The organism is Pseudomonas sp. GW822-FHT01E03 (genome assembly GCF_058802985.1).
The window spans coordinates 115,673-138,331 of record NZ_JBXAOQ010000004.1 but is presented as its reverse complement, the minus strand read 5'-3'; the positions used below and the strand labels follow the sequence as shown (position 1 = coordinate 138,331).

The 22,659-nt window shown below is 61.3% G+C and carries 17 protein-coding genes; 7 read left to right on the top strand and 10 right to left on the bottom strand.

Annotated elements, in window-relative coordinates:
• Positions 1-35 precede the first annotated feature (35 nt).
• Positions 36-1,535, bottom strand: a complete 1,500-nt coding sequence (locus tag AC1RP7_RS09435; RefSeq protein WP_493181261.1) for an efflux transporter outer membrane subunit — start codon at positions 1,533-1,535, stop codon at positions 36-38.
• A gap of 278 nt (positions 1,536-1,813) precedes the next feature.
• On the opposite strand from AC1RP7_RS09435, the gene AC1RP7_RS09430 reads away from it, so the two are divergent.
• From AC1RP7_RS09430 to AC1RP7_RS09400, 7 genes are all read left to right on the top strand, one after another.
• Positions 1,814-2,782, top strand: coding sequence for a LysR family transcriptional regulator (locus AC1RP7_RS09430; protein WP_150814291.1), 969 nt, complete (start codon positions 1,814-1,816; stop codon positions 2,780-2,782).
• A gap of 682 nt (positions 2,783-3,464) precedes the next feature.
• Positions 3,465-4,625, top strand: a complete 1,161-nt coding sequence (locus tag AC1RP7_RS09425) for an efflux RND transporter periplasmic adaptor subunit (RefSeq protein ID WP_057713371.1) — start codon at positions 3,465-3,467, stop codon at positions 4,623-4,625.
• Positions 4,622-7,723 carry a multidrug efflux RND transporter permease subunit gene (locus AC1RP7_RS09420; RefSeq protein WP_493181262.1) on the top strand — a complete coding sequence of 1,034 codons (3,102 nt, stop codon included), beginning with the start codon at positions 4,622-4,624 and terminating at the stop codon, positions 7,721-7,723. Before AC1RP7_RS09425 ends, AC1RP7_RS09420 begins: the two co-directional genes overlap by 4 nt.
• 8 nt (positions 7,724-7,731) lie before the next feature.
• Positions 7,732-8,409: a heavy metal response regulator transcription factor gene (locus AC1RP7_RS09415; RefSeq protein WP_056726212.1), complete on the top strand. Its 678-nt coding sequence runs from the start codon at positions 7,732-7,734 to the stop codon at positions 8,407-8,409.
• A complete protein-coding gene (locus tag AC1RP7_RS09410; RefSeq protein ID WP_493181263.1) occupies positions 8,399-9,763 on the top strand; it encodes a heavy metal sensor histidine kinase in 1,365 nt (454 codons plus the stop codon). Before AC1RP7_RS09415 ends, AC1RP7_RS09410 begins: the two co-directional genes overlap by 11 nt.
• Positions 9,764-10,010: 247 nt before the next feature.
• The gene (locus tag AC1RP7_RS09405; protein WP_057713368.1) at positions 10,011-10,235 is read left to right on the top strand and encodes a hypothetical protein; all 225 of its coding nucleotides are present in this window, start codon (positions 10,011-10,013) and stop codon (positions 10,233-10,235) included.
• Positions 10,236-10,482: 247 nt separating this feature from the next.
• Positions 10,483-11,985 carry a sensor domain-containing diguanylate cyclase gene (locus AC1RP7_RS09400; RefSeq protein WP_493181265.1) on the top strand — a complete coding sequence of 501 codons (1,503 nt, stop codon included), beginning with the start codon at positions 10,483-10,485 and terminating at the stop codon, positions 11,983-11,985.
• Positions 11,986-12,159: 174 nt separating this feature from the next.
• Here the strand turns inward: AC1RP7_RS09400 and lpxC are convergent, their stop codons facing one another.
• The 9 genes from lpxC to murD all read right to left on the bottom strand — a co-directional run bounded on the left by lpxC (position 12,160) and on the right by murD (position 22,653).
• Positions 12,160-13,071 (bottom strand): UDP-3-O-acyl-N-acetylglucosamine deacetylase, encoded by a 912-nt coding sequence (gene lpxC / locus AC1RP7_RS09395; RefSeq protein ID WP_007916984.1) that lies wholly within the window; start codon positions 13,069-13,071, stop codon positions 12,160-12,162.
• A 112-nt stretch (positions 13,072-13,183) separates the two neighbouring features.
• Complete coding sequence (gene ftsZ / locus AC1RP7_RS09390; RefSeq protein WP_007972612.1) at positions 13,184-14,377, bottom strand: cell division protein FtsZ; 1,194 nt, start codon at positions 14,375-14,377, stop codon at positions 13,184-13,186.
• Between the two features lie 73 nt (positions 14,378-14,450).
• Complete coding sequence (gene ftsA, locus AC1RP7_RS09385) at positions 14,451-15,710, bottom strand: cell division protein FtsA (protein WP_007989901.1); 1,260 nt, start codon at positions 15,708-15,710, stop codon at positions 14,451-14,453.
• 15 nt (positions 15,711-15,725) lie between these two features.
• Positions 15,726-16,595 (bottom strand): cell division protein FtsQ/DivIB, encoded by an 870-nt coding sequence (locus AC1RP7_RS09380; RefSeq protein ID WP_057713366.1) that lies wholly within the window; start codon positions 16,593-16,595, stop codon positions 15,726-15,728.
• Between the two features lie 4 nt (positions 16,596-16,599).
• Positions 16,600-17,583, bottom strand: a complete 984-nt coding sequence (locus tag AC1RP7_RS09375; RefSeq protein WP_057713365.1) for a D-alanine--D-alanine ligase — start codon at positions 17,581-17,583, stop codon at positions 16,600-16,602.
• Positions 17,580-19,040 (bottom strand): UDP-N-acetylmuramate--L-alanine ligase, encoded by a 1,461-nt coding sequence (gene murC, locus AC1RP7_RS09370; protein ID WP_007989894.1) that lies wholly within the window; start codon positions 19,038-19,040, stop codon positions 17,580-17,582. Before murC ends, AC1RP7_RS09375 begins: the two co-directional genes overlap by 4 nt.
• Positions 19,033-20,103 (bottom strand): undecaprenyldiphospho-muramoylpentapeptide beta-N-acetylglucosaminyltransferase, encoded by a 1,071-nt coding sequence (gene murG, locus AC1RP7_RS09365; protein WP_218494226.1) that lies wholly within the window; start codon positions 20,101-20,103, stop codon positions 19,033-19,035. The genes murC and murG overlap by 8 nt, the downstream gene beginning before the upstream one ends.
• Positions 20,093-21,310 (bottom strand): putative lipid II flippase FtsW, encoded by a 1,218-nt coding sequence (gene ftsW, locus AC1RP7_RS09360; RefSeq protein ID WP_056726220.1) that lies wholly within the window; start codon positions 21,308-21,310, stop codon positions 20,093-20,095. Before ftsW ends, murG begins: the two co-directional genes overlap by 11 nt.
• A complete protein-coding gene (murD, locus tag AC1RP7_RS09355; RefSeq protein ID WP_057713362.1) occupies positions 21,307-22,653 on the bottom strand; it encodes a UDP-N-acetylmuramoyl-L-alanine--D-glutamate ligase in 1,347 nt (448 codons plus the stop codon). Before murD ends, ftsW begins: the two co-directional genes overlap by 4 nt.
• Positions 22,654-22,659 lie beyond the last annotated feature (6 nt).

Here is a 22,659-nt window from a genome sequence, read left to right as displayed (position 1 = left end):
AAATAAGGTCAGACTCAGGACCTGTGGGTTCGTGTTCAACGCAGAAGGCTCGGGGTTTTCGGTGCTTGAGTCTGTTCGGCGCTCGGTACGTCATTGCCAGCACCCAAACCACCGCCCAACGCCGTCACCAGTTCGGCATGGGCACTGAGGCGCGCCGCCTGAACCTGCTGCTGCACTTGCTGCTGCTTGAACAACAAGGTCTGGGCATTGAGCACGTTGAGGTAGTCGGTCAGGCCACGCTGGTAGGCGATCATCGCGATGTCGTAGGTCTTCTGCGCAGTGGCCACCGACTCGGCGGCGAAAGCCTGCTGCTTGTCCATGGACTCGCGGCGGATCAACTGGTCGGAGATGTTTTTCAGGGCGTTGACCAAGGTCTGGTTGTACTTGGCCACCGCGATGTCATACCCGGCCGAGGCTTCGCCCAACTCCGAGCGCAAGCGCCCGCCATCGAAGATCGGTAACGAAATCGCCGGCCCCACGCTGTAGTTGAGTTTCTTGCCGGTCAAGAACTCCAGGGCTCCACCGCCGGTGGCCATGTAGCCAAGGCTGCCGACCAGATCGACGTTCGGGTAGAAACCGGCATGGGCGACATCGATTCCCCGCGCCTGCGCCGCCACTTGCCAACGACTGGCGACCACGTCCGGGCGTTGGCCGAGCAATTGCGCCGGCAGCGACGACGGCAGTTTCAGCGGCGCACCCAGCGACAGCGTTGGCCGCAGCAACTGCGCGCCCTCCCCCGGGCCCTTGCCGGCGAGGGCGGCGAGCTGGTTGCGGCTCAGGGCGATTTCTTCATCGAGGGCATCGATCTGGCGATGGGTTTCCGGCAACGGTGTTTCAGCTTGGCTGACTTCGAAATGGGTGCCGATGCCACCGTCCAGACGCTTTTGCGCCAGTTCGAGAATCTGCTGTTGCTGCTTCAAGGTCGCTTCAACGATGTCCCGCTGGGCGTAGTGCAACGACAACTCGATGTAGACCCGGACGATGTTGTCCTGCAATTCGAGCTGGGCCTGACGAGCCTCGGCGACGGTCATATGCGCCATGTCCACGGCGCGCTCGGTGGCATTGCTTTCGCGGCCCCAGAGGTCGAGGGCATAACTGAAACCCAGCGCGGCGTTGTTGTCCCAGGTAGTGCTGTTGGCCAGCTCACCGGGGCCATAGAACTGGTCGGTAGGCCAGTTGTGACGCTTGAGGGTGGACTCGCCATTGATCTGCAGCGATTCGGCCGCTTCGGCCACGCCGGCCATGGACCTGGCCTGACGCACCCGGGCGGCGGCCATGGCCAGCGTCGGGCTGTCTTGCAGGGCGAGGTCGATCCAGCGATTCAGTTGCGGGTCGCCGTAGGCTTGCCACCATTGTGCAGTGGGCCAGTGGGCATCCTGCGCGGCGCTCTGGATCGCTTCGTCGGTAGCCAGTGAGTTGGCCTCCAGCGCCTTGCCCTGTGGGGCAATACCTCCGGTTCCGATGCAGCCGCTGATTGCCAGGGTTAAAGCCAAAACACTGAGCGGCTGAAGCGCTCTGCTGATGCGACGCGGCACTGCTGCGATTTCCTGAAATAGGGGGAGGTACACGTTTTTTGGAAACAGCGCCGCATTTGTGGGAGCGAGCAAGCTCGCTCCCACAGGTTGTGCGGCTGGGGCCGTGCCCCCGGTTTGCCAAGTTGCGCAATTCTATGGGGCGGCCTGAAGGGCGATAAGCTGGGATTCCTGTGAATCTTTGTTACCGTTAACGAGATAATCCGTTGGTAGATCTTTAGTCGCCTGTAAATAAACAGAAACTTCGTGTCACAATTTGTCATTCGACGAGAGAGCACCCCATGGACACTTTGCAAAACATGCGCGCCTTCAGTTATGTGGCCGAAGCCGGCAGCTTCACCGCCGCCGCCGTGCAACTGGACACCACCACGGCCAACGTCTCGCGCGCGGTCTCCAACCTGGAAGCCCACCTGCAAACCCGCCTGCTCAACCGAACGACCCGCCGCATCGCCCTGACCGAAGCCGGCAAGCGCTACCTGTTGCGCTGCGAACAGATCCTGGCCTACGTCGAAGAAGCCGAAGCCGAGGCCAGCGACGCCCACGCACGCCCGGCCGGGCAACTGAAAGTGCACACCATGACCGGCATCGGCCAGCACTTCGTGATCGACGCCATCGCCCGCTACCGCAAGACCCACCCGGACGTGACCTTCGACCTGACCATGGCCAACCGCGTGCCGGACCTGCTCGACGAGGGTTACGACGTGTCCATCGTCCTCGCCAGCGAACTGCCGGATTCGGGTTTCGTCTCCCAGCGCCTGGGCATCACCTACAGCATCGTTTGCGCCTCGCCGGCCTACGTCAAAGCCAACGGCTGCGCACAAAAACCCAGCGACCTGCTCAACCACGCCTGCCTGCGCCTGGTCAGCCCGGTGATTCCCCTGGAGAAATGGGCCTTCGACGGCCCTGATGGCCAGGAAATGGTCACCATCAACAGCTCACCCTTCCTGGTGAACTCCGCCGACGCGATGAAAACCGCGATCATCAGCGGCATGGGCGTTGGGGTGCTGCCGCTGTACGCCGCGATAGAAGGCCTGCGCAACGGCACACTGGTGCGCGTGATGCCCAACTACCGCTCGCAGGAACTGAACCTGTACGCCATCTACCCGTCGCGCCAGTACCTGGACGCGAAGATCAAGACCTGGGTCGAGTATTTGCGTGGATCGTTGCCGGAATTGCTGGCGGCGCATCAGGCGGAATTGGCGGCGTATGAATTGAGCGGGAGCCTGGGTGGGGTTCGGGTGGCGAATTGATGGATGCCCGAGCCCGGCTCATATCAGATTGATCCCTTGTGGGAGCGAGCCTGTTCACGATGGCGTTCTCACATTCAAATCTCTGTGAGCAGATACACCGCTTTCGCGAGCAGGCTCGCTCCCACAGTTGGATTTGCATCAATCTGCCAGAAATTGGCCGGCTGTCAGGCCGCCTTCGCGAGCAAGCCCGCTCCCACATTTTGAATTATGCACGGTCAGGAAAATCAGGCCGGCCGGTAGGCCGCCTCGCTTTTGCTTTTGCGGTACACGCCCCCTCGAGAGGCTGAGCGCAGGTTCTGCGGAGTGGGCAACCCGGCATGGATGCCGGGTTAGCCGCCCCCGGCCATGGATGGCCGATGGCGGCGGGCCCACGGAGCAGGACCGGAGCGAGGGCACCCTGAGCCTAAGCGAAGGGCCGAACGTCAGGGGCAAGAGCCCTTGGTTACTTGGGGCTTTTCCAAGTGACCCGCCGTAAGGGCGGAACCGATAGCCGCCGTGACCGAAGAAACGGATATGCACACGGTCACCCACAACATGGTCGGCCCAGAGGCCGCCAAGACCAAACCAAACCGCAAACTGACAGCGCCGTCAGTTAGCCGTCACCCTCCTGACCAGCAAACAGGTTTATAAAGGAAACTACCTTACCCACCTACCGACCACCCAGCCCCGGCGCCCCACTCGCATGCGAATCCAGAAAAAATCCGCCCTGCTCGTCGCCCTTCTGATCGTCCTGGCAGCGCTGGGCCTGTGGTACGCCACCAAACCGGCCAAGGCCAAACTCGCCACCCCCACCGCCATCCCGGTGCGCGTGGTCGCCGTCGCCGAAAAAGACGTACCGCGCTACGTCAGCGGCATCGGTTCGGTACTGTCCCTGCACAGCGTCGTGGTCCGCCCGCAAATCGACGGCATCCTCACCAGACTGCTGGTCAAGGAAGGCCAACTGGTGAAAAAAGGTGACCTGCTGGCCACCATCGACGACCGGTCGATCCGCGCCAGCCTCGACCAGGCCCGGGCACAACTGGGCGAAAGCCAGGCGCAACTGCAAGTGGCGCTGGTCAACCTCAAGCGCTACAAGCTGTTGAGTGTCGACGACGGCGTATCCAAGCAGACTTACGACCAGCAACAAGCCCTGGTCAACCAGCTCAAGGCCACCGCCCAAGGTAACCAGGCCTCGATTGACTCCGCCGAGGTACAGCTTTCCTACACACAAATTCGCTCCCCGGTTAGCGGTCGTGTCGGCATTCGTACCGTCGACGAAGGCAACTTCCTGCGCATGACCGACACCCAAGGCCTGTTCACCGTGACCCAGATCGACCCGATCGCTGTGGAATTCTCCCTGCCGCAGCAAATGCTGCCGACCCTGCAAGGCCTGATCAACGACCCACAGCACGCTCGGGTCAAGGCCTACATCGGGGCCGACACCGACGGCGAAACCGGCAACCTGCTCGGCGAAGGTCACCTGACCCTGATCGACAACCAGATCAACGCCAACACCGGCACCATCCGCGCCAAAGCCGAATTCGACAACGACGCACAGAAACTCTGGCCGGGCCTGCTGGTGACGGTAAAGATTCAGACTGCCCTGGATAAAGATGCGCTGGTGGTGCCGCCGACAGTCGTACAACGCGGCCTCGACCAGCACTTCGTGTACCGGGTCAATGGGGACAAGGTCGAAGCCGTGCAGGTGCAGATGGTCTATCAAGGCAGCGGCCAGGACATCATCAAGGGTGTGAAGCCGGGTGATGTACTGGTCAGCGATGGTCAGTCGCGGCTCAAGCCCGGCGCTACTGTGCAAGTGCTGACCGAGCCACCTCAGGTGGTGCGATCGGAGGCGGCGCAATGAAGGGCCATGGTTCGATTTCAGCCTGGTGCATCGACCACCCGGTGGCCACGGTCCTGCTGACGTTCGCCCTGGTGCTGCTGGGTGTCATCGCGTTTCCGCGCCTGCCGGTAGCGCCGTTGCCGGAGGCAGAATTCCCGACCATCCAGGTGGCCGCGCAACTGCCCGGCGCCAGCCCGGAAACCATGGCTTCCTCGGTGGCCACGCCCCTTGAAGTGCAATTCAGTGCCATTCCCGGCGTAACCCAGATGACCTCGAGCAGTGCACTGGGCTCGACCAACCTGACCCTGCAATTCACCCTCGACAAGAGCATCGACACCGCCGCCCAGGAAGTGCAGGCGGCGATCAACACCGCCGCGGGCAAACTGCCCAAGGACATGCCGAACCTGCCAACCTGGCGCAAGGTCAACCCGGCCGACAGCCCGGTGCTGATCCTCAGCGTCAACTCCTCGCTGATGCCTGGCCCGGAGCTCAGCGACCTGACGGAAACCCTGTTGTCCCGTCAGCTCAGTCAGGTCGACGGTGTAGGACAGGTCGTCATCACCGGTCAGCAGCGTCCAGCGATCCGTGTCCAGGTGTCCGCCGACAAACTCGCCGCCATCGGCCTGACTCTGGCGGACATTCGCCTGGCGATCCAGCAGACCAGCCTCAACCTGGCCAAAGGGGCGCTGTACGGCGAATCGAGCATTTCAACCCTGTCGACCAACGACCAGTTGTTCCATCCCGACGAATACAGCCAGTTGATCGTTTCCTACAAGGACGGTGCACCGGTTCACCTCAAGGATGTCGCGAAAGTCGTCAACGGTTCGGAAGATGCCTACGTTCAGGCGTGGGCGGGTTCGCAACCGGGCGTGAACCTTGTGATTTTCCGCCAGCCAGGCGCCAACATCGTCGAGACCGTGGATCGCATTCAGGCCGCGCTGCCGGCGCTGCAAGCGATGTTGCCCGCCTCGGTGCAGGTCAAGGTGTTGATCGACCGCACCCAGACCATCCGCGCTTCGCTGCACGAGGTGGAAATCACCTTGATGATCGCTGTGATGCTGGTGGTGGCGGTGATGGCGCTGTTCCTGCGCCAACTGTCGGCCACGCTGATCGTGTCGGCAGTGCTCGGTGTGTCGCTGATCGCCAGCTTTGCGCTGATGTACGTCATGGGCTTCAGCCTGAACAACCTCACGCTGGTGGCGATCGTGGTCGCCGTGGGCTTTGTGGTGGACGATGCGATCGTGGTGGTGGAGAACATTCACCGGCATCTGGAGGCCGGCGACGGCATGCGCGAGGCGGCGATCAAGGGCGCCGGCGAGATCGGTTTTACCGTGGTGTCGATCAGTTTCTCGCTGGTGGCGGCGTTCATTCCGCTGCTGTTCATGGGCGGTGTGGTCGGCCGGCTGTTCAAGGAATTCGCCCTGACCGCCACCTCCACCATCATGATTTCGGTGGTGGTTTCGCTGACGTTGGCACCGACCCTCGCTGCGCTGTTCATGCGCGCGCCCGTGCATCATGCCCACGACAAACCGGGCTTTGGCGAGCGCCTGTTGGCGTGGTACGAAAAAGGCCTGCGCCGTGCCCTCGCCCACCAGAAATTGATGATCGGCGTGTTCGGTTTGTCCCTGGGGTTGGCGGTCGCCGGGTACATCTTTATCCCTAAAGGTTTCTTCCCGATTCAGGACACTGGCTTTGTTCTCGGTACCACCGAAGCAGCTGCGGATATTTCCTACGGCGACATGGTGAAAAAACACCTGGTGATGGCCGAAATCGTCGCCGCTGATCCTGCGGTTCAAGCATTTTCCCACTCGGTCGGCGTCTCGGGCAGCAACCAGACCATCGCTAACGGTCGCTTCTGGATCGCCCTAAAAAAACGCGGCGACCGAGATGTTTCGGCCAGCGAATTCATTGACCGGATTCGCCCGCAACTGATGAAAGTCCCGGGCATCGTCCTGTACCTGCGTGCGGGGCAAGACATCAACCTCAGCTCCGGCCCGAGCCGCGCCCAGTACCAATACGTGCTCAAGAGCAACGACGGTGCGACCCTCAGCACCTGGACCCAACGCTTGACGGAAAAACTGCGCAGCAACCCGGCGTTCCGCGATATTTCCAACGACCTGCAACTGGGCGGCAGCATCACCCACATCAGCATCGACCGTAGCGCCGCTGCACGTTTCGGCCTCACCGCCAGTGACGTCGACGAAGCCCTGTACGATGCTTTCGGCCAGCGTCAGGTCAATGAATTCCAGACCCAGATCAACCAGTACAACGTGATCCTGGAACTGGATACAAAGCAGCGCGGCAAGGCCGAAAGCCTCAACTACTTCTACCTGCGCTCGCCCCTGAGCGGGGAAATGGTGCCGCTGTCGGCCCTGGCCAGGTTCGATGCGCCGACTGTCGGCCCGCTGTCCATCGCCCATGACGGGATGTTCCCCGCCGCCAACCTGTCGTTCAACCTGGCCCCCGGCGTGGCACTGGGCGATGCGGTGATCATGCTCAACCAGGCCAAGGCCGACATCGGCATGCCGACCGCCATCAGCGGTAATTTCCAGGGCGCGGCCCAGGCGTTCCAGAGTTCGCTGGCCAGCCAGCCGTGGCTGATCCTGGCGGCGCTGTTGGCGGTGTACATCATTCTCGGCGTGCTCTACGAGAGCTTCGTCCACCCGCTGACGATCATTTCGACCTTGCCTTCGGCGGGCCTCGGCGCGGTGATCATGCTGTGGATTTGCGGCCAGGACTTTTCCATCATGGCGCTGATCGGGCTGGTGTTGCTGATCGGTATCGTGAAAAAGAACGGCATCCTGATGATCGACTTCGCCCTCGAAGCGCAGCGCAATGGCGGAATGTCGCCTGAGGACGCGATTTTCAAGGCCTGCATCACACGGTTCAGGCCGATCATCATGACTACCCTCGCCGCCCTGCTCGGCGCTCTGCCGTTGATGCTCGGCTATGGCACCGGCGCCGAATTGCGCCAGCCCCTGGGGATCGCGGTGGTCGGCGGTTTGCTGGTGAGCCAGGCGCTGACGCTGTTCACCACACCGGTCATATACTTGTGGCTTGAGCGGCTATTCCATCGACCTAAACCTGCGCCAGAACCGGTGCTGGCGACCACAGACTGAGGCGGGTCATGCGCGTTCTGATTATCGAAGACGAAGAAAAAACCGCGGACTATTTGCATCGCGGCCTGACGGAACAGGGTTTCACCGTGGATCTGGCCCGCGATGGCGTGGAAGGTCTGCACCTGGCGCTGGAGAGCGACTACGCGGTGATCGTCCTCGACGTCATGCTGCCGGGCCTCGACGGCTTCGGTGTGTTGCGCGCCTTGCGTGCGCGCAAGCAAACCCCGGTGATCATGCTCACCGCCCGCGAACGTGTGGAAGACCGCATCAAGGGCTTGCGTGAAGGCGCCGATGACTATCTGGGCAAACCGTTTTCCTTCCTTGAACTGGTGGCACGCCTGCAAGCGCTGACCCGGCGCAGCGGCGGTCATGAACCGGTGCAAGTGAGCATCGCCGACCTGTGGATAGATTTGATCAGCCGCAAGGCCACCCGCGCCGGTACACGCCTGGACCTGACCGCCAAGGAGTTCTCGCTGCTCAGCGTACTGGCCCGGCGCCAGGGTGAAATCCTCTCGAAAACCGCCATTGCCGAGATGGTCTGGGACATCAATTTCGACAGCGACGCCAACGTCGTCGAAGTCGCGATCAAACGCCTGCGGGCCAAGCTCGACGGGCCGTTCGAAGAGAAACTGCTGCACACTATTCGTGGCATGGGTTATGTGCTGGAGAGCCGTGGTGTCCAGTAATTCCATCGCCCTGCGTCTGAGCGCAATGTTCACGCTGGTGGCGCTGCTGGTGTTCCTGCTGATCGGCTGGGCGCTGTACCAGCAGGTCGACAAGGGCCTGGGCCTGCTGCCAGAAGCCGAACTCGATGCGCGCTACAGCGTGCTCGAATCCACGGTCGGCCGTTACGGCACGCCTGAGCACTGGGTGAAGATCAACAACAAGCTCAACCTGCTGAGCGAAGAAGACAAGCGCATCAGTTTCTGGATCATCAGCGGCGATCCACACTACGAATACGGCAACCTGACCTCGCAGATCCGTGCCTTTGCCCAAGGCTCGCTGGGCACGCGCGACATGCATCTGCCGGAGCACCCGTATCCGCTGAAAGTGCTGGTCAGCGAGTTTCCGGCCAAGGACCAGCGCCCAGCGTTGCGCTTCATGATCGCCATCGACACCGAAACGTTTTTCCATACCCAGCATCACCTGCTGGTCGCACTGATCAGCCTGGCGATTGCCGGTGTTCTGCTGGCCTCGGCACTGGGTTATTGGGTGGCGCGGATCGGGCTCAAGCCGCTGATCAAACTGTCCCAGGAAGCCCAGCGCCTGGCCCCGCCGTTGCGCTCGGGGCGCTTGCGATTATCACCGTTGCCGCCGGAACTCGATCAATTCGTCAGCTCGTTCAACTCGACCCTGGAACGGGTCGAGCAAGCCTACTCGCGCCTTGAGTCATTCAACGCCGATGTCGCCCACGAACTGCGCTCGCCACTGACCAACCTGATCGGCCAGACCCAGGTCGCATTGACCCGTGGGCGCTCCGCCGAGCACTACTTCGAAGTGCTGCAATCGAACCTCGAAGAGCTTGAGCGACTGCGTTCGATCATCAACGACATGCTGTTTCTCGCCAGCGCCGACCAGGGCAGCAAGGCGACCAAGCTCACCTCAACCTCGCTGGCCGATGAGGTGGCCACGACCCTGGAATATCTGGATTTCATTCTCGAAGACGCTCAGGTCCAGGTTGAGGTCAGTGGTGACGCGCAGGTGCGCATCGAGATCGCCCATCTGCGCCGGGCATTGATCAACTTGCTGAATAATGCGGTGCAGCACACCGCGCCCGGGCAGGTGATTCAAGTGCGGATCGAAGCCCAGGAGCATCAAGTCAGCATCGGCGTCGCCAACCCGGGTTCGCCGATTGCCAACGAACATCTGCCGCGCCTGTTCGAACGCTTCTACCGGGTCGATGCGTCGCGCAGCAACAGCGGCCACAATCACGGTTTGGGGCTGGCCATCGTCAAGGCGATTGCGTTGATGCATGGCGGCGATGTGTTCGTGCGCAGTGATCATGGGATGAATACGTTCGGGATTCATCTGCCCGTCTGAAACCCTCTCCTTTGTGGGAGCGAGCTTGCTCGCGATGCAGGCGACTCGGTGCAACTTCTGAACCGAGGTGATGCTATCGCGAGCAAGCTCGCTCCCACATTGGATTGGGTTGAACACATATAGGCGGCCAATCAACTATTGCCATAACCGCAACAGTCCTTTCATGAATCCGCTCTTTTTCCCCTCGCCCCATATCCTTATCTTTGCCCGCACCAAACAGCACTTGCCAAGCAAGAAGGTTTTAAAAATGTCCAACAGTATGGGTATTGCCAGCGCTTTCGTTTTGTCCTCTTTGTTCCTGTCGCCATTGGCGATGGCGGAAGAATCGCAGACTTTCGTCGCGCATAACGCCGCACGCGCTGCAACGTTCGAAGAGCATCAGATCGAGATGACGGCCAAGGCTGCTCAAGACTCCCAAGCCCCGCAGGCATCCAGCATCCAGGCCCAGCCACTGGCCGAGAAAGACAGCTGACCCGCACCGATCACTCCCGTTTCCCTCGACACTTTTCATCGGCTCTTCCCTTTGAGAAGTTGTCTTCAAAGCCGCTGCTGTCAGCGGCTTTTTTTATAGTGGCGACTCGGCCTTCATTGCAATTTGCGCAACGAAAGTCACTGACGCCCACACCCAAGATCAATCGTTCGAGCAACGGGAACGATTCACTCGGCTGCTACGTTTATGCAACTACGCTTAGAGCGTCCCTTTAGCGAACGTCAGCCCTATGACCGCAAGCCGCACCGCACATTTTCAAGGCCCGACCGGGCGACCCGAGATCATGGTGATCTTCGGCAGTACCCTGACCGTCATCTCGATCCTGTGCATCGTCACTTTCCTGCTGATCCGCGAACACGCCTACGCCCAGCAGACCGCCACACGCAGCGCGACCACCATCGCGCAACTGATCGATGCCGATGTCCTGCGTACGGTCGAGCTCTATGACTTGACCTTGCAGGGCCTGATCGCCGCCGCCCAACGGGACGACCTTAAACAGGTTGCACCGCAGATCCGTCATCTGGTGCTGTTCGACCGCTCCACCACTGCGCGCTACAAGGGCGACATCCTGCTGCTGGACAAGCACGGCGACGTGCTGGCCGACTCATCATTAATCGAGCCGAAACCGGGCAACTTCGCTGACCGCGATTACTTCCTGGCCCATGCCTTCAATCGCGACACCGGCATGTTTATCAGCCGACCGTTCAAGCCACGCTGCGACTGCGATGACAGCGACGAATGGCGCATCAGTTTCAGCCGGCGCATTTCTTCGCCCACGGGTGAGTTTCTGGGGGTCGCGGTGGCGTCGATGCGCATGAGCTACTTCGACCAACTTTTCAACAGCCTCGACATCGGCAACGGCAGTACGCTGGGCATCATCAACGATGACGGGATCCTCCTGGCGCAGAAACCGTACCGGGAGCAAAACGCCATCGGCAAAAGCCTCTCCAGCCGTCCCAACGTCGTACGCATGCTGCGCGAGCGCAGTGGTACCTTTGAAAGCGTATCGAGTGTCGATCATCAACGGCGCCTGTACACCTTTACCCGGGTCGGCAATCTGCCGCTGACCGTCATCGTGGCCCTTTCCATAGACGAAGTGTTCGCCACCTGGAACCGCACGGCCTATGTGATCAGCGGTGCAACAGGGGTCTTGTGCATCGGCCTGTTGTGGCTGACCTGGCTGCTCTGCCGTGAGCTGCGACGGCGCCAAAGTGCCGAGCAGGAATTGGCGCAACTGGCGGCCACCGATGCCTTGACCGGCGTGGCCAACCGTCGATCCCTTGATCAGACCCTGCGCCATGAATGGTTTCGTGCGCAGCGCAGTGGCAGGCCATTGTCGTTGCTGATGATCGATGCCGATCACTTCAAGGCCTTCAATGACCGGCACGGGCATCAGGCCGGCGACGAAGCCTTGCGGGCGTTGGCCGGGGTCCTGCGCGCCAATGTCCATCGCCCGACGGATCTGGTGGCTCGCTATGGCGGCGAGGAGTTTTCGGTGGTCCTGGCCGAAACTGACAGTGAAGGCGCGAAGCAGATCGCCGAGTACATCCGCGAGGCGGTGCAGAAACTGCCACTGGTGGACGCCGGTGAGCCGCCGATGAGTGTGAGTATCGGTATTGCCACCTGGACGGCGGCCAGCGATATCAACCTGGAGCAATTGCTGTTCAGTGCCGACAAGGCGCTGTATCAGGCCAAGGAAGGGGGGCGTAACCGGGTGGTGTGTGCCGAATAGGATTTTCATTGGATGGGCAGACGCCATCGCGAGCAAGCTCGCTCCCACAGGGGAATGCAATCCACTGTAGGAGCGAGCTTGCTCGCGATGAGGCCAGCCCAGGCACTACAAACTTCGGAACATAAAAAAAGGCCACCCGAAGGCAGCCTTTAAAAAACTAGAGAGGTTTTTTGCTTACACGGCCGCAACCGGACGCATGTAAGAGATCGGTGCAGTGCTGGCGTCTTCGAACGTCACGACTTCCCAGGCATCTGTCTGCTCAATCAACTTGCGCAGCAGCTGGTTGTTCAGTGCGTGGCCGGACTTGAAGCCCTTGAACTCACCAATCAGGCTATTGCCCAGCAGGTAGAGGTCACCAATTGCATCGAGAATCTTGTGCTTCACGAATTCGTCTTCATAGCGAAGGCCGTCTTCGTTCAGTACGCCATCGGCGTCGACCACAATAGCGTTTTCAACGCTGCCGCCGAGTGCGAGGTTGTGCTTGCGCAGGTACTCGATGTCACTCATGAAACCGAAAGTACGGGCGCGGCTGACTTCTTTTACGAACGAAGTGCTGGAAAAATCCACGCTTGCACTTTGGGTGCGGTCCCGGAAAACCGGGTGATCGAAATCGATCTCGAAGCTCACCTTGAACCCTTCGAAAGGGACGAAAGTGGCGCGCTTGTCGCCGTCTTCCACTGTCACTTCACGCAGGATGCGGATGAATTTCTTGGCGGCGTCCTGTTCTTCCAGGCCTGCCGATTGAATCAGGAATACGAAGGGTCCAGCGCTGCCATCCATGATCGGGACTTCGGACGCGGAGAGCTCGACGTAGGCGTTATCGATGCCCAGGCCAGCCATGGCCGAGAGCAAGTGCTCTACCGTGTCCACTTTGACGTCGCCATTGATCAGCGTGGTCGACATAGTGGTTTCACCGACGTTTTCCGCGCGGGCAGGAATTTGCACCACAGGGTCGAGGTCAGCGCGACAAAACACAATGCCAGTGTCGACAGGCGCAGGCTTGAGGGTCAGGTAGACCTTCTCCCCGGAGTGCAGGCCTACACCTGTGGCACGGATAATATTTTTCAGTGTGCGTTGTTTAATCATGGCTTGGGCCGCTTCAGCGCAAATTGCGAACTGGTATCAACAAAGGCTGGCGATGATAGCAGACCACGCCTTTGCTGAACACCAATCACCTTCATAGCCCTGATACATTCCATCAATCGGCCTGACGACGCAGGAAAGCCGGGATGTCCAGGTAGTCCAGATCATCTTGCGGATTCATCTTCGCGGCAGTCGCAGCACCGGCCTGAGCCTGGTTGCGCATGACGGTCGGACGGTCCAGGTCACGGTAGTTCACCGCTGGAGCTTCCTGACGAACAGGGGCCTGTTGTTGTGGCTGTGCAGCCATCGAAGTGTGAACGGTGTTGTCGATGACCTTCACAGGCTTCTCGATTTTAGCGCCCAGACCTGTGGCAACGACAGTCACGTGCAGCTCGTCGCGCATGTCCGGATCGATAACGGTACCGACCTTGACCATCGCGTGCTCGGAAGCGAATGCCTCGATGATGCTACCCACGTCAGAGTATTCACCCAGGGACAGATCCGGACCGGCGGTAATGTTCACCAGGATGCCGCGTGCGCCTTGCAGGTTCACGTCTTCGAGCAGCGGGTTGCGGATGGCCGCTTCGGTGGCTTCGCGTGCACGGTTCGGACCGCTGGCGCAGCCAGTGCCCATCATCGCCATGCCCATTTCGCTCATCACGGTACGCACGTCGGCGAAGTCGACGTTGATCATGCCCGGACGCTTGATGATGTCGGAGATACCGCGGACGGCACCGGCCAGTACATCGTCTGCCTTGGCGAAAGCCGACAGCAGGCTGGCGTCTTTACCGAGGATGGTCAGCAGCTTCTCGTTGGGAATGGTGATCAACGAGTCGACGCTTTCGGAGAGCATACGGATGCCTTCGTCGGCGATCTGCATACGCTTGCGGCCTTCGAACGGGAACGGACGGGTCACGACCGCAACGGTCAGGATGCCCATTTCCTTGGCTACTTCGGCGATGATCGGCGCAGCACCGGTACCGGTACCGCCGCCCATGCCAGTGGTGATGAACACCATGTTGGTGCCCTGCAGCACTTCGGCAATGCGCTCACGGTCTTCCAGAGCGGCTTGACGGCCGACTTCAGGGTTGGCGCCAGCGCCCAGGCCTTTGGTCACGCCGGTGCCCAGTTGCAGGATGGTCCGCGCGCCGATGTTTTTCAGCGCTTGAGCATCGGTGTTGGCGCAGATGAACTCGACGCCTTCGATGTTGCTCTTGACCATATGGTTGACAGCGTTGCCGCCGCCACCGCCGACACCGATAACTTTGATTACCGGGCTTGCGGGGATGTTGTCTACGAGTTCGAACATTTTCCCTCTCCTTTACATTCTCTAGTTTTTTCGCCTACTGCGTGCTTCGGTGTAACGGTATTGCGGTAAATCTTCAGAAATTGCCCTGGACCCACTTCTTCAGGCGGTCCAGCAGCGGAGCCTGTGGCTCTTCATTGCTGTAGCTGTCGCGACTGCCGATGCCCGAGAACGAGATGCCGTCGGACTGCTTCTGCAGGCCGTACATCAACAGGCCGACGCCGGTGGAATAGATCGGGTTGCGTACCACGTCATCCAGACCTTTCACGCCGTGAGGCACGCCCAGGCGCACCGGCATGTGGAAGATTTCCTCGGCCAGTTCGGTAGCGCCTTCCATCTTCGACGTACCGCCGGTCAGCACGATGCCGGCCGGGATCAGGTCTTCGTAGCCGCTGCGGCGCAGTTCGGCCTGGATCAGCGTGAACAGCTCGTCGTAGCGCGGCTCGACTACTTCGGCCAAGGCCTGGCGGGACAGCTCACGCGGTGGACGGTCGCCAACGCTTGGTACCTTGATGGTTTCACCGGCACCGGCCAGTTTGGCCAGGGCACAGGCGTAGCGGATCTTGATTTCTTCGGCGTACTGGGTCGGAGTGCGCAACGCCATGGCGATGTCGTTGGTCACCTGGTCACCGGCAATCGGGATCACCGCGGTGTGACGGATCGCGCCTTCGGTGAAGATCGCGATGTCGGTAGTACCGCCACCGATGTCCACCAGGCACACGCCCAGCTCTTTCTCGTCATCGGTCAGTACCGAGTACGCGGAAGCCAGTTGCTCGAGAATGATGTCGTCGATTTCCAGACCGCAGCGGCGCACGCATTTTTCAATGTTCTGCGCAGCGTTGACGGCGCAGGTGACCACGTGGACCTTGGCTTCCAGACGTACGCCGGACATGCCCAGCGGTTCGCGGACGCCTTCCTGGTTATCGATTACGTAATCCTGCGGCAGGGTGTGCAGCACGCGCTGGTCAGCCGGGATCGCCACGGCCTGGGCAGCGTCGAGCACACGCTCAAGGTCCGCCGAGCTGACTTCGCGATCACGAATCGCCACGATGCCGTGGGAGTTCAGGCTGCGGATGTGATTACCGGCCACGCCGACGAACGCCGAGTGAATGCGGCAACCAGCCATCAGCTGCGCTTCTTCGATGGCGCGCTGGATCGATTGCACGGTGGACTCGATGTTCACCACCACGCCTTTTTTCAGGCCACGGGACGGATGGGTGCCGATCCCGACGATTTCCAGCGTGCCGTCGTCCGCGACCTCGCCCACCAGCGCCACCACCTTGGAGGTGCCGATATCGAGACCGACGATCATTTTGCCGCTTTGCACGTTTGCCATGGGTCCTGCCTCTTCTTAATTCTTCGCGACAGCGGGTTGGGCTGCCGTGGGCGCTACAGGTTCCCGCCAGCCAACAGCGAGGCCGTTGGCGTAGCGCAGATCGATGCGCGCAATGTTCGTAATCTGTTCTTTGAGCGTCTTGTCATAGATGGCGATGAAACGGCGCATCTTTTCCACCTGGTTGCCGCGTCCCAGCAGCAGTTCGATCCCGGGACCCGCACTGCCGGGGCCGGTGGTCAGGAACCAGCTGCCGCGATCACGCAGTTCGAGGCGTGCAATCGAGAAGCCCAGCGGCCTGAGCATCTGGCTCAGTACCTGGTATTGCTGCATCACTTGCTGCTGAGCCCGCTGTGGGCCGAACAGCTGTGGCAGGTGTTCATAGTTCGCCAGCTCGCGCGGGGTGAAGGCCTGGCCCTGGTTGTTCAACAGCGACTCGTCGCCCCAACGGGCCACCGGCAGTTGTTCTTCCAGGCGGATCACCACTTGATCCGGCCACACCCTGCGCACTTCGGCGTGGGCAATCCATGGCATCTGTTCCAGCTCGGTGCGCATGCTCGCCAGGTCGATGGTGAAGAAGCTCGACGCCACGTAAGGGGCGATCCGCTGCTGCACCGCTTGCTGGCTGATGTAACTCAGGTCGCCCTGCACGTTGATCTTGGTGATCGGCCTGTCGGCATACGGCAACAACCGTGTCGCACCTTCGTAAGTACCGAACCCCAAAGCCACCAGCAGTACCGGCCAGAACAACGCTTTGAGAAAACCGAAGTTGGCTTTCGGCAGGCGCGCGGACATCGGCTCTTTGGCCACCATTCGGCTGGCACCACGCGGTACCGGCTTGCGGCCGGTCGGTGCGGTGGGCTGATGTCTGAGCTGAGCGCCTTGCATGGCCTTAACCTCTCGTCGACTCTTGGTTACCGGCAGTCTTGCCGACAACGCTCTCGGCCAGAATGGCCAGAACCAGTTGCTGGAAATCCAGACCGGCGGCACGGGCCGCCATCGGCACCAGGCTGTGATCGGTCATGCCCGGTGCGGTGTTGACTTCCAGGAACCAGAACTGCCCTTCGGCGTCCTGCATCACGTCTGCCCTGCCCCAACCGGCGATACCCAGCGCTTCACAGGCTTTCGCCGTGAGGTCCATGAGTTCCTTTTCCTTGGCGCTGTCCAGACCGCACGGAATGCGGTACTGGGTATCGTTGGCGATGTACTTGGCGTCGTAGTCGTAGAAGCTGTGCGTGGTACCCAGGGCAATCGGTGGCAACACCTGGTCACGCAGGGTGGCGATGGTGAACTCCGGACCGTGAATCCATTGCTCGACCAACACTTGCGAATCGTAGGTACTGGCCGCCTTCCATGCGTCGATCAATTCGGACGCGGAACTCACTTTGGCCATACCGATACTTGAACCTTCATGGGCCGGTTTGACGATCAAAGGGAAGCCCAGTTCCGTCGCCGCCGAAATACAATCGGCCTCGCTGCTCAGTACCGCGTGACGCGGGGTTGGAATGCCCAGGCTGTGCCAGACCTGCTTGGTGCGCAGTTTGTCCATGGCCAGGGCCGAAGCCAGGATGCCGCTGCCGGTGTACGGAATGCCCAGGCATTCGAGCAAGCCCTGCATGCTGCCGTCTTCACCACCACGGCCGTGGAGGATGATGAAGGCGCGGTCGATTTTTTCGTTGAGCAGACGCTGCAGCAGGTCATCGCCCACGTCGAGGCCGAACGCGTCCACACCGGCGCTTTGCAGTGCGTCCAGAACGGCGTTACCCGACTTCAGGGAGACCTCACGCTCGGCGCTCTTGCCGCCGAACAGCACGGCGACGCGGCCGAAGTCTTTCGGCGCGATCGTGGAGACCAGGTTGGCGTAGGCAACAGTCATTTCAACTTCCCCTTCTCCGGTGCGGCAACGGCACCGGCGAACAACTCACTTTTCAACAGTTTTGGTGCGAGACCGCCGATATCACCGGCGCCCTGGCACAGCAGGATGTCGCCGGCGCGCAGCAGCGGCTTGACTACTGGCGCGAGGTCGACGCCACGCTCGATGTAGATCGGGTCGAGCTGGCCACGCTGACGGATGCTGTTGCACAGCTTGCGGCTGTCGGCGCCCGGAATCGGCTCTTCGCCGGCCGGATAGACTTCCATCAGCAGCAGTACGTTGGCGTCGGCCAGCACATTGACGAAATCGTCGTACAGGTCACGGGTGCGGCTGTAACGGTGCGGCTGGTAGACCATCACCAGGCGGCGCTCCGGCCAGCCACCGCGTACGGCCTTGATCACGGCCGCGACTTCCGTCGGGTGGTGACCGTAGTCATCGACCAGCATCACATTGCCGCCGTCCACCGGCAGTTCGCCGTAGACCTGGAAGCGTCGGCCGACCCCCTGGAACCCGGACAGGCCCTGGACGATGGCTTCATCGCTGACGCCTTCGTCGGTGGCGATGCAGATGGTCGCAAGGGCATTCAATACGTTGTGGTTGCCCGGCATGTTCACCGAAACATCCAGTGGCTCGCGGTCGGGACGCAGTACGGTGAAGAAGGTCTGCATGCCTTGCTGGCGCACGTTGATGGCGCGCACGTCGCAGTCTTCGCCGAAGCCGTAAGTAACGGTCGGACGCTTGACCTGCGGGAGGATTTCACGCACCACCGGATCGTCCAGGCACACCACGGCCAGACCATAGAACGGCAGGTTGTGGAGGAACTCGACGAAGGTTTTCTTCAGTTTGTTGAAGTCACCGTCGTAGGTCGCCATATGATCGGCGTCGATGTTGGTGACCACAGCCACCAGCGGCTGCAAGTGCAGGAAGCTGGCGTCGCTTTCGTCGGCTTCGGCGATCAGGTAGCGGCTGGTGCCAAGCTGGGCATTGGTGCCCGCGGCATTCAGGCGGCCACCGATCACGAATGTCGGGTCCAGGCCACCGGCGGCGAACACCGAAGCGATCAGGCTGGTGGTCGTGGTTTTGCCGTGGGTACCGGCAACGGCGATACCGTGGCGATAACGCATCAGCTCAGCCAGCATCTCCGCACGCGGCACCACCGGGATACGGCGTTCCAGCGCGGTAGCGACTTCCGGGTTGGACGTGTTCACGGCGCTCGACACCACCAGCACGTCGGCGGCCGCGGCGTTCTCGGCGCGATGGCCGATGAAGATCTGCGCGCCGAAGGACTCCAGGCGTTCAGTCACCGGCGAAGCCTTCAGGTCGGAACCGGACACGGCATAACCCAGGTTCAGCAGCACTTCGGCAATCCCGCACATGCCCACACCGCCGATACCGACGAAGTGGATGCGACGGATACGGCGCATTTCCGGTTGCGGCATGGCTTTCTGACTCTCAACCATGGGCCACCTCCAGGCAGCTATCGACCACGTTACGGGTGGCATCGGGTTTGGCCAGGCGGCGTGCCGCGGTAGCCATTTCGTTGAGTCGTTGTGGTTGCATCAGGACCTCTGTCAGGCGAGCGGCAAGATCCGCTGCGCCAGTCGTTCTTTGTGGCATCAGGAAGGCTGCGCCTTCACGGGCCAAATATTCGGCGTTGCGGGTCTGGTGATCGTCGATGGCATGAGGCAAAGGCACCAGCATCGAGGGCAGACCGGCGGCGGCCAGTTCACTGATGGTCAGCGCGCCTGCGCGACATACCACCAGGTCGGCCCAGCTGTAGGCTTGGGCCATGTCTTTGATGAAGGGCTGCACCTGCGCCTCGACGCCAGCCGCGCGATAACGCTCTGCAGTCACTTCATCGTGGTTTTTGCCGGCCTGATGGAACACTTCCGGACGCAAATCGGCAGCGACTTGCGACAGGGCTTCAGGCAGCAACTTGTTCAACGGTTCTGCGCCCAGACTTCCGCCCAGGATCAGCAAACGCGCCTTGCGACCGGCCAGGGCAGGTCGCGATGTCTCGAGGAACAGCTCGGTGCGCACCGGATTACCGGTGGTCCGGCGGCTGTCCGACAGGGTAAAGGTGTCGGGGAACGCTTCACAGACTCGGGCGGCCAACGGCACCAGCAACCGATTGGCGGTACCGGCCACGGCGTTCTGTTCGTGAACGATCACCGGCACACCGGCCAGTTTGGCCGCGACGCCGCCAGGACCGGTCACAAACCCACCAAAGCCAACGACGCAGACCGGCTGCAGACGGCGAATGATCGCCCGCGCCTGCCAGACCGACTTGAACAACATGAACGGTGCCTTTAGCAGGGACAATTTGCCCTTGCCGCGCAGACCGCTGGCATTGATCCGATGCAGTTCGATACCGGCCGCCGGCACCAGTTCGTTCTCGATCCCACGCGGGGTGCCGAGCCAGTGCACGGTGTAGCCGCGCGCCTGGAATTCGCGGGCACAGGCCAGCGCCGGGAACACGTGGCCACCGGTACCGCCAGCCATGATCATGACGTTAGCGCCCATGGTTCGGCTCCTCGGCGAAGTCGCTCTCATGGAACTCCATCTCTTCGCTGCCCAGGTGGGTTCGACTTTCCCACTCGATGCGCAGCAACAAGCCGAGACAGGCGCAGCAAATCACCAACGAACTACCGCCATAACTGAGGAACGGCAGGGTCAGCCCCTTGGTCGGCAGCAGGCCGACATTCACGCCGATGTTGATCAGGAACTGGCCGATCCACAGGAACGACAGACCGTATGCCACATAAGCTGCGAAAAACTGCTTGGCCTTTTCAGCCCACAAACCGATGTACATGCCACGAATACACACGAAGACAAACAGTGCCACGGTGCACAACGAACCCACCGCACCCAGCTCTTCGGCCAGGACCGAGAACACGAAGTCAGTGTGGGCTTCCGGCAGGTAGAACTGTTTCTGCACGCTGTTGCCCAGGCCCACGCCCAGCCATTCGCCGCGACCGAAGGCGATCAATGCCTGGGACAACTGATAGCCAGCGCCGAACTGGTCGGCCCATGGGTCGGCGAAGTTGGTCAGACGCGCCATTCGATACGGCTGCATTTGAATCAACAGCACCACTGCACCGACGGCCAGGACCACCATCAGGGAAAAGCGGAACAACCCGACGCCGCCAAGGAACAGCATCGCCGCCGCGGCCCCCATCATCACGACGGTGGCACCGAAGTCCGGCTCCATCAGCAGCAGGCCCGCCATCGGCAGCAGCACGATGAACGGCTTGAAGAAGCCCATCCAGCTTTCACGCACTTCTTTCTGGCGACGCACCAGATAACCGGCGAGGTAGATCACCACGAACACCTTGGCGATCTCGGAAGGCTGGACGTTGAAGAAACTGAATCCGATCCAGCGCATCGAACCGTTCACTTCACGGCCGATCCCCGGGATGATCACCATCACCAGCAAGCCGAACGCCCCCAGCAGCATCAGCCAGCCCAGGCGTTGCCAGGTGGCAATCGGGATCATCATGGTGACGATGCAGGCACCCAGGCCCAGCACCACGTAAATAAGGTGGCGAATCATGTAATACAGGGCGCTGCCCGACTGCACGGCCGCCACTTCGGTCGATGCCGAGGCGATCATGATCAGCCCCAGGCCGAGCAGCGTCAGGCAGCCAGCGAGCATCGGGAAGTCGAGGTCGATACCGCGCCCGGTGATGAGCGGCGATGGATACGGCTTGATGATGCCTTTGAGGCTCATGCCAGATCCTCCACGGCTTGGACGAACTGGTGACCACGGTCTTCGTAGTTTTTGAACATGTCGAAACTGGCGCAGGCAGGCGACAGCAGCACCACGTCGCCCGGCTGGGCTGCAGCGCGGCATTGCTCGACGGCTTCGACCAGGGAGCCGGCGCGGATCAGCGGTACGGCATCGCCGATGGCTTCACCGATCTTGTCGGAGTCACGACCCATCAGGACCACGGCGCGGCAGTTGGCCGCCACCGGATCGCGCAGGTCCTTGAACTCGGCACCCTTGCCGTCGCCACCGGCGATCAGCACGATCTTGCCGTCGATGTCCGCGCCGAGGCCTTCGATGGCCGCCAGTGCGGCACCGACGTTGGTGGCCTTGGAATCGTTGTAGTAACCCACGCCGTCGAGGTCGCGGACCCATTGGCAGCGATGCTCGAGACCGGCGAAGGTGCGCAGGCTCGACAGCATGGCATCGAACGGCAGGCCGACCGCATGGCCCAGGGCCAGGGCTGCCAGGGCGTTGGACTGGTTGTGGGCGCCGCGAATCTTCAATTCGCGCACTGGCATCAGGTTCTGGAATTCGAAGCCCAGGTATTTCTCGCCGTCTTCTTCACGAATACCGAAAGCCTTGAAATCGGGTTTGCTCAGGCCGAAGGTCCAGCATGGCTGGCCCTCGCCCATCAGCGGACGGCTCAGGGCGTCCTGGCGATTGACCACGAACTGCCTGGCGCCACGGAAGATCCGGTGCTTGGCCAGGTGATAGGCCGGCAGACCGCTGTAACGGTCCATGTGGTCTTCGCTGATGTTGAGCACGGTCGCCACTTCGGCGTTGAGTTGGTCGGTGGTTTCCAGCTGGAAACTCGACAGCTCCATCACGTACAACTCGATATCGTCGCTGAGCAGGTCCAGCGCCGGCGTGCCAAGGTTGCCACCGACGGCAACACGCTTGCCCGCCGCCGCCGCCATTTCGCCGACCAACGTGGTCACGGTGCTTTTTGCATTGGAGCCGCTGATGGCCACGATCGGCGCCTTCGCGTTACGCGCGAACAGCTCGATGTCACCGGACAATTTCACGCCACGGGCGGCGGCGGCCTGCAGGGCCGGGGTCGCCAGCGCCAGGCCGGGGCTCACGTAGAGCTCGTCGGCGCGGCACAAGAACTCGACATCCAACTCGCCACAACGCACTTCCACGTGCGGATAGTCACGCTTGAGCGCGGCCAGTTCCGGTGGATTTTCCCGCGTATCGGCCACGGCAAACGCCACGCCCCGGTTCGCCAGGAAGCGAACCAGGGACATGCCGCTCTTGCCGAGGCCGACAACGATGCGGAAGTGGTCAGAAGCGATCAGAGACACTTGTTT